Consider the following 7,842-nt stretch of genomic DNA (forward strand, 5'->3'; position numbering starts at 1 on the left):
CTGCCTTGTCGAGATGTTCTCGGCCCTCATCCATCGCCGTTCAGAAATTTCTTCAGATCACGGTCGCCTGCACCCTGGGAGCACTCCTCGCCGGCTGCGGCTCATCGTCGTCCGCCAGCGGTCCATCCGTATCCAGCGGCGCGTGCCCGTCGAAGGTTCCGATCGAACCAGCCGGCGGTCATCCTGCTGAAGAGGTGATCGCGCTGCTGGACTTCACCGGAAGCTTCAACAACACCTCGCGCGAGTTCACCGAGCAGCTCGACAACATTGTCGACCGGGCGGTGCTTCACAACGCCCCACTCACCGTCCTCGCTTTCCGGGGATCGGTCGCCGGCGTGACGTCCCTGCTGGTCTGTCCGTCGACGACTCCGAAGGCGAACAACGACTCGGTCGCCAAGAAGCGGCGGCCCGCGGTCGCCGCGTCCCTCCGGGCCGCGCTGCGGGAACTCGCCTCTCATCCGGACGCGAACGGCACCAACGATCCCAAGGGGCCGGGCACTGACATAGCCGGAGCCTGGCAGGCGGTGAGCCAACGCACGCCGCTGGCCACCCGGCGGATCGGGATCATGCTCACCGACGGGGTGCAGACGGTCAAGGCCCATCCGGTGCGACTGACCGGCATCGAGGCCTCCATGTACGACGTCGGGCGTGGCCGTGGCGTCGCGGACACCGGCAAGGCGAACGAGCTCGTGGAGATCTGGAAGAAGTTCCTGACCGCGTCGGGCGTGGTGAACCCGGTCGTGGTGAGCGAGGTGTATGCCGGATGACCAGCGAACAGATACCCGGCGATGCATCCCGGGAAGAGCCGGGGTCAGCGAAGCCGGCCATTTCACCCGTGCCGAGAACGCCCGACACACCGCCGGCGCAGGAACAGGTCGATCACCCGACGCCGCGGGAGGCCGCGGGTGCCATCGACGGCTACCGGCACGCCACCCAGGCGTTCATCGACCTCTACGGCCCGTCAACCGAGAAGCTTCTCGCCGAGCTCGGTGTCGCCCGCGCCCGGGTCGAGGGCGCGCACCGCGAGGCCGGGGCCTTCCAGGACAACTACGACAGGGTCGACTCGCATATCCGCGAGCAGCCGTTGGCCTCTCCACCGCTCGATCGACGGCTGGTTTTCGGAATCTATCTGCTGCTCGCCGCGGCTGATTTCGCGACATTGCACGGAGTGTTTCTGGCCAGCGACATCGATCAGATCTCGAGCTGGACCCTGCCCGCGGCATTCACCATCGCCGTTGTCGCCGTCGTCGCATTCCTGGTCAAGCAGTGGCTGGCCGCCGCCGAGACCGAACAGCAGATGCGAAAGGACAAACGGCGGCTGGTGGTCGGGGTTTCGATCATCGCTGTACCGGCGCTGGTGATGCTTGCGATCGGTTTCGCGGCCAAGTCCGGTGCCGACACCGTCGACGGCGAACCGCCGCCGTTCTCCAGCTGGCTGATGTTCGGCTCGCTGATCGCCCTGCAGTCCGCACTGTCCGCGGCATTCGCGTCCTACCAGCAGAAGTTCGCCGCGCCGGAGTACCGGGCCGCCAAGCGGGAGCTGGACGCCGCCCGCAGGGAGTTGCACGACGCCTACCGCAGCTTCGAGAGCGCCACCGGCCGCGTCAACAAGATCACCAATCAGCTACTCACCCGGCAGTGGCGCGCCGCGCACCGGGCCGACGCGGGCTACCTCGCCGGCGACCGGGCGATCGTGCGCAGCACGACACGGCTCGCCGGTCGCGGCCGGCGGTCGGAATCGGCCGCTCGGCGGGGAGCCGGCGTGCTGCACAGCCTTCCGGTGCCCAGGGCGAGCGACCCCCGCCCGGCTCCGGATCCGTACAACCGCCTCAACGAGGTCCTCGGCGGCTGGAACGCCCCCGCACTCGCATCGCCGCAGGCCGCCCTGCGCGCGCTGGGGAGCACCCGATCGGAGGCTGTCGGCATCATCCGGTCCGAACTGGACCGGATGATGCACGCCCACGGCCCGCAGCCGAGCCTCGAACGGCTGGCGCAGGCCGTCACCGGCGCACGGCAGGAGCTCGATCGACTCGCCGCGTCCCCGGCGACAGACACGGCGGCGACGAAGGCGCTGCTGGACCGGCTGGCCGCCGCCGAGGATCTCGCCGACCTCCCGCTGGGCGTCGACGGTGACACCACGGCGGACGCTCTCGCGTCGATTCGCCGCCAGGTAGCGAGGATCGAGCGCGCCGCGTGATCGGCCGCGGCCAGTCCGGGCAGCCCTACCTGCCCCGCCTGTTGCCAGCCCGGCCCGCACGGCTGCGGTATGATCGCGGCCCGCTGAGCAGGCGCACGTGGCTGACGCTGCTCGCGCTGCTGCTCCTGCTTGGGCTTGGGTCGTTCCTGCTGGTCACGTGCGATGACCACCAGGACAACGCCGCCCCGACGTCACTGGCGCAGGCCCACCTCGGCGGCGCCCGCAGGTTGCCGGGGCGGGTGTGCATGACGCTGGTCAGCGACGTCTCGAGCAGCATGGCGAAGCCGCCGCTGCCGAGCGTGCGCGCCAGCGCCGTGCGCGACCTGCTCGAGTTCAGCCGACGTGAACTCGCGCCGGACGACGTCCTCGGCGGTATTTCGTTCGCCGGGGACGCCCAGACAAGCCTTCCGCTCACCCCGATCCGCGACATTCAGGGCACGCCGCGGCTGGACCCGCTCCTGACCAGCGGTGGAACCGCCTTCCTGCCGGTGCTCAAACGGGCCGAGAGCATGTACGCGGGCCAGCGGTGCGCGGCGAGCGCGCTCGCTGTCGTCAGCGACGGCGAACTGGCCGGCGACTCTCCGCAGGCCCTCGGCGACGAGGTGGCCGCCGCCGCTTTCACCCGGGTGGTCTTTTTCATCCCGGGCAAGAACCAGCCGCGACCCACGGCCCTGTCCGACCCGCGACTGGGCGGAATCCAGGTCGTCAACTTCCGTCCCAACGGAGACGATCTCGGGCTCGCCTACGGGCGGTTGCTGGCAGATCTCACCGGCAGGCAGCTCGCGGGCCGGTAGGCCCGCCAGCTCGGCGGGGGTGGCAGGACGCAGGGCTTCTCGGGCCGCCCCCGCCGCTGACGAGAGTGTCCTGGTGCCGCCCGGAGACGACCCACCCAGCGGCAGCGGGACCGCTATCGCGGGGTGGGGATGGGGCCCGGCGGCACACCGCCGGCCGGCGGCGCGGTGGGAAACGCCTGTGCCACCGCGGCGCTCAGGTCCAGCACATCCGCCGGCTTCTGGACCCGGTAAGGCTGGTCATAGTCCTGGAAGTCCAGCCGCAGGGACTCGTCGGGTTCCTCGAAGCGAAGCGGACGGCCGGCGCCGTCCTTCTCCACGTACAGGCTGGCGCTGGTCGTCGACTCGCCGGCCGCGACGGCGGTCAGGTGGATAACCGTGTGACCATGCAGCGTGGTCTGCGCCGCCTGCCCGTGCGCCCAGTCGTAACGCCGCAGTGAACTCACCACACTGCTCCGCGTGCTGAAATCCGCCACTCCGGCCGGGGGTGGCGGAAAGCTTCCCGTCCACCATCGGGCCGCCAGCGCCGCGCTCGCGGCCGGCACGGTGGCGTCCCAGAACGCCTGATCGGCCCACAGGTACTGGGCGGCGCCGACGCGCCGGACGCGATATCTCCCGTTGTGATCGATAGTGAGGTCGCTGTCGGCGCCCGTGTAGCGGGCGTCGAAGGCGAAGCGCTGCGCGCCGTCCCGGACGGTGCCCAGGACGTGGGCGGTGTTGGCGTCCGCGAATGCCGCCTGCGCGCGACGCGCGATCTCACCCGGTGGCAGATGCGGCGGCGGTGCGGGCCTGCCGGCGGAACATCCGACGATCATGGCGGCACCTGCCAGCAGGGCGCAGGCCGATCTCCATCGAGGTGGCAAGAGGAAGCCTTTCAGCAGGGTGGCCGGTAGGAGATGCCGGGCAGATACACGTGCCATTCGTCCTGGGTCAGCGGCGAGCCCGCATGCCGGCAGAGGTCGCGGGTAGCCCGAACGAGATCGGTCTCCCAGAGCCGCGCGTTGCCGTCGAAGGCGGCGCTGGCGAGGGTGTGACCGTCCGGCGCGAACACGATCCTGTTGATCGTCCCGCTGTTCGCTGAGAGTTCCGTGCGCAGGCTGGGCCCGCTGTCGGTGTCCCACAGCCGGATGTCGCCTTCCTCGTCACCGGAGGCCAGGGTGCGTCCGTCAGGGGCGAAGGCGAGGGCTCCGACCTGTCCGAGATGACCGCCGGGTCGGCGATGTTCCACAACGCCACCTGTCCGTCGCCGCAGCCCACGGCGAGCAGGGTTCCACCGGCGTTGACCGCGGCGACCGTGACGTCGCCACCGGCCAGCACCCCGCGCGGCACCGGATGTCGAGGGTCGGTCACGTCGAGCAGGGACGCCCGGCCATCGCCGGTGACGACCACGACCGTGGAGCCGCCGCCGGCGAACAACGCGGTCGTGACGGCAGCCGGAAACGCCGTGCTCACGCCCAACGGGTGGGGATGGCGGGCATCCGTCGTGTCCCACACCCGCACCGTGCGCTCGCCGCCGCCGGTGACGAGGCGACGACCGTCCGGGGAGAAGTCCAGACCTTTCAGCGCCGTCCGTGTACCTGCGAGCACCGGGCCGAAGACGTCCCACAGCCGTACTGCCGAGTCCGACCCGGTCGTGGCCAGGCGCTGGCCGTCCGCCGCGAACGCGAGCGCGCGGATCTCGCCGGGCGTCGCCGACACCGACCGCAGCTCACCGCTCGCGGCCTCCCACCACCACAGCCTGTGGTCGCGATCGCCGGCCACCAGCGTGCGGCCGTCGGGGCTCAGACGAGGGCGCTCACCGCGCCATCCGGACCATCCAGGCGCCGCATGAGGACCGGCATCGCACGGTCGTGCAGGTCCCACAGGCGTACGAGGCGGTCGAACCCGGCGGTCGCGAGCAGCCGACCGTCGCGGCTCAGACTGATCGACTCGACCGTGCCCGTCCCGTCGCGCGCCGCGGCGCCCCGGCGAGGACGGAAGGCGTCGCGGGTGTCCCACAGGCGTGTCTCGGAGCCCGCCGCGGCGACCAGCAGGGTGCCGTCCGCGCTGTACGCGAGGTCGGTGACGAGGGCGCCGGCACCGGTCAGCAGGGCCGCCGGGCGATCCAGCCGGCTGAGGTTCCAGATCGCGACGGCGCTCCTGTCACCTACGGCCACGGCGCCGCCGCGCGGGTCGAACACGGCAGCGGCCGTCCCGAGGACGTTCGGCAGCCGTGCGCGCAGCCTCGGCGACCGTGTGTCGGTGACATCCCACAACGTGGTGCCCGCGGCGCCGCCGGCCAGGAGCAGCCGACCGTCCGGGCTGAACGCCACCGCGGCGACGCCGGCCGCCGCGGCCTGGATCACCCCGAGCGGGCGCTCACCGCCCGCCGCCATCGCCCACAGCCGCACCGTGTCGTCGCCGCTGCCCGAGGCCAGGAGCTGCCCATCGGGTCGGAAGGCCACCGCGGTGCCGACAGCCCGATGGCCGAGCAGGCGGATATCCGCGGTGTCTCCCGACGCGCTCAGCACTGCGCCCAGAGCTTCCCGCGTCGGTTCGAGGCGGTAGGCGGCCCGGGCGAGCTGATTGGCGACGGACGGGTCCGAGCGCCGGACGACGGCGGACTTGAGGGCGACGCGGGCGGACTCCGACACTCTCGTCTGTCGACGGGCCTCATCGCGTTGTTGGAGCGCCACCAGCGCGAGTACCCCCAGCAACAACATTCCGACGGTCGCCCCGGTGGCAGTCCAGCGCAGCACCCTCGTGCGGCGCCGGATTTCCCAGCCGGTGAGAAGTTCCGGCGAGATCCCGCGTACCGCCGCCGCGAGGATCGATGCCTTCCGAACCAGATACGCTCGGCGGCGGCGTCTCGCCAGGGGCATGGCGCCGAGCAGGCGCTCGTTGTCGTAGATCCCGCGTAGGTCGACCCAGGCGGGATAGAAGTCGTCGAGCTGCCCCAGGGGGGCCGTGAGTGCCGCCCGGCGCGCCGCGGACATCTCCCCGCCCTGCCGCGGTTCGCCCGGTGGAGTCCGCGCTGCCGACGGTGGGGCCACCGCGGCCTCGTCCGTACGGGTGAACGCGACGAGAACGCGTTCCGGCCGGCCGCCGTGGAGGGCCAACCACTGCTCCGCCTCCTTCGCGACAATCGGCCTTTCCGCCGAACCGTCTGGCCCGGACGAGGCCAGGAGCAGGAAGAAGTGGCTTCTGGCCAGCTCTTTATTGATCATCTCGGAAAGGCTCGCGTCGGCCGGCGCGGTCGCGACATCGAGGAACACGGACACCGGCGATCTGATGCGGCCGAGGGTTCGCCGCGACCCGAGCATCAGGAGCTGGCGCCGAAGCGCGGTCGCGACTTCCCGATCCACCCGCTGACTGTAGGAAATGAAGACCCGCACGGGCGGGCCCAGAGATCCCGGTTTCAGCTCCGCGCCAGGTTGCCATTCGCCCGTGCTCACCGCGGACGACGCGCGGCGGCGGACTCCTGTCCTCACAGCTCTCCCGACTCCGCACCCGGCCCTTGTCTGCCACGCGGGCAGCAGGTCGGCCGCAGACACCTAGCGCGGCCCGAGAAGCGATGAGGACGGGCGGGGAACAGACGGCGCCAGCCGCACTGAAACAGCATGACGGCCAGCGAACAATCCAGCGGCGGGCCGCCGCCATATTCCGGGCACGTAGCCGCTGCGACCAGCGCCCTTTCGATGGATCCCCCGATACCCGCGGCTACCGCCGAGCGAGCCTACTTCCATCCCTGACCGACAGGGCGACTACTTCGCCAACCACCTTGTCTGCTTGCGGTCTGCTTGCGATCTGACTGCGGCGGACATCCACCTGTGACCCAGAAGCCTACCGGTTTCTGCCGACCACGATGGAACGGTCCGATCACAGAATGGGCCGACGTGGAAAGACCTCGCCAACCCCCGAACACCTCTCGCCGTGCGTAGCGAGTCGAGCACATCCTGCCCTTGATGGCCCGATCTTCCTGCCTCCGCACCCACGCCGACCAGCGCAGTGGCCGCGCGCGCTGGCAGGACTGGCCGCGCAGCGGTATGACCGCCTGCTTGCAGGCAGATGCGGTGAGGTATTTTTCCCAGTCTGCGAGTCTGATCGACGGCGGGCGCAGGCCAGGTACCGATCTCGCGCCGGTGGTATCGGGACGTGTCGGGTTGGCGTCCGCCCGCGGGGTGGAGGGGCCACCGCCGGTTCGACGGGCCGCGCTCAGGGGGGCTGGGAATGGGTACTGCCGCAATGCTGGCACGTGGCGCGAACGTCGGTGTTCCCACCGTGACGGTGCGGGCGGTGGTGCACTCGGGGTCGGGTCTGCAGGTCGACGTCAGCGGGGTGTTGCTGACCGGGCGCGGCACGGTGCGTTCGGACCAGGACTTCGTCTTCTTCAACCAGCCGCGGCACCGGTCCGGAACCGTCAGCGTGACCTCGCAGCGGGCCGGGGGGACGCTCACCGTGCTGCTCGGCGCCGTCGAACCGGAGATCGCCACGGTGGTGCTCGCCGGTTCGGTCGACAGCGGGACGTTCGCCGGCGCCGGGGCTGTGTTGGTGCAGGTCGAGGACACCGCGGGCCGGCTGCTCGCCGCGTTCCGGGCCCAGACGGCCGAGCCGGTGACGACGATGGTGTTCGGGGAGCTCTACCGGCGCGACGGCGGTTGGAAGTTCCGCGCCGTCGGCCAGGGTTGGAGCAGCGGCCTGGCCGGCCTCGCCCGCAGCTTCGGCATCTCCGTCGAGGACGAGCCGGACAACACGGGCTCCGGCACCGGTGCCGCTCCCCCGCCGCCGGCGAACCGGCAGGCGGACTGGCACGTCGACGCGGCCCGCCCCGGCGCGCTGCGCTGGTGGGACGGCACCGCCTGGACCGAGCAGCGG

General features: G+C 71.2%; 7 protein-coding genes and 1 pseudogene. 4 read left to right on the forward strand and 4 right to left on the reverse strand.

The features are described from left to right. The first annotated feature begins 194 nt into the window (after positions 1 to 194). The 3 genes from MXD58_RS15065 (at position 195) to MXD58_RS15075 (ending at position 2,991) form a co-directional block, all read left to right on the forward strand. The gene (locus MXD58_RS15065) at positions 195 to 767 is read left to right on the forward strand and encodes a hypothetical protein (protein WP_248836877.1); all 573 of its coding nucleotides are present in this window, start codon (positions 195 to 197) and stop codon (positions 765 to 767) included. Positions 768 to 835: 68 nt separating this feature from the next. Beyond that, positions 836 to 2,197 carry a hypothetical protein gene (locus MXD58_RS15070; RefSeq protein ID WP_248836878.1) on the forward strand — a complete coding sequence of 454 codons (1,362 nt, stop codon included), beginning with the start codon at positions 836 to 838 and terminating at the stop codon, positions 2,195 to 2,197. Beyond that, entirely contained in the window at positions 2,194 to 2,991 is a 798-nt protein-coding gene (locus MXD58_RS15075; protein ID WP_248836879.1) for a vWA domain-containing protein, read from the forward strand. The genes MXD58_RS15070 and MXD58_RS15075 overlap by 4 nt, the downstream gene beginning before the upstream one ends. A gap of 113 nt (positions 2,992 to 3,104) precedes the next feature. Here MXD58_RS15075 and MXD58_RS15080 read toward each other — a convergent pair whose 3' ends face one another. The 4 genes and pseudogenes from MXD58_RS15080 to MXD58_RS30720 all read right to left on the reverse strand — a co-directional run bounded on the left by MXD58_RS15080 (position 3,105) and on the right by MXD58_RS30720 (position 6,332). Continuing rightward, a complete protein-coding gene (locus tag MXD58_RS15080) occupies positions 3,105 to 3,803 on the reverse strand; it encodes a hypothetical protein (RefSeq protein ID WP_248836880.1) in 699 nt (232 codons plus the stop codon). A 59-nt stretch (positions 3,804 to 3,862) separates the two neighbouring features. Next, positions 3,863 to 4,216, reverse strand: coding sequence for a WD40 repeat domain-containing protein (locus MXD58_RS15085; RefSeq protein WP_248836881.1), 354 nt, complete (start codon positions 4,214 to 4,216; stop codon positions 3,863 to 3,865). Positions 4,217 to 4,485: 269 nt separating this feature from the next. Next, positions 4,486 to 4,851: pseudogene (locus tag MXD58_RS31135) on the reverse strand (WD40 repeat domain-containing protein); the annotation flags it as partial. Continuing rightward, positions 4,770 to 6,332: a WD40 repeat domain-containing protein gene (locus tag MXD58_RS30720; protein ID WP_248836882.1), complete on the reverse strand. Its 1,563-nt coding sequence runs from the start codon at positions 6,330 to 6,332 to the stop codon at positions 4,770 to 4,772. The pseudogene MXD58_RS31135 and the gene MXD58_RS30720, both read right to left, overlap by 82 nt. A gap of 865 nt (positions 6,333 to 7,197) precedes the next feature. Between MXD58_RS30720 and MXD58_RS15095 the strand changes: the two genes are divergently transcribed. After that, on the forward strand, positions 7,198 to 7,842 hold a 645-nt coding region (locus MXD58_RS15095; protein WP_250609427.1), incomplete at its 3' end, for a TerD family protein.

The organism is Frankia sp. AgKG'84/4, from assembly GCF_023242965.2.
In the GTDB taxonomy this organism is placed as follows: domain Bacteria; phylum Actinomycetota; class Actinomycetes; order Frankiales; family Frankiaceae; genus Frankia.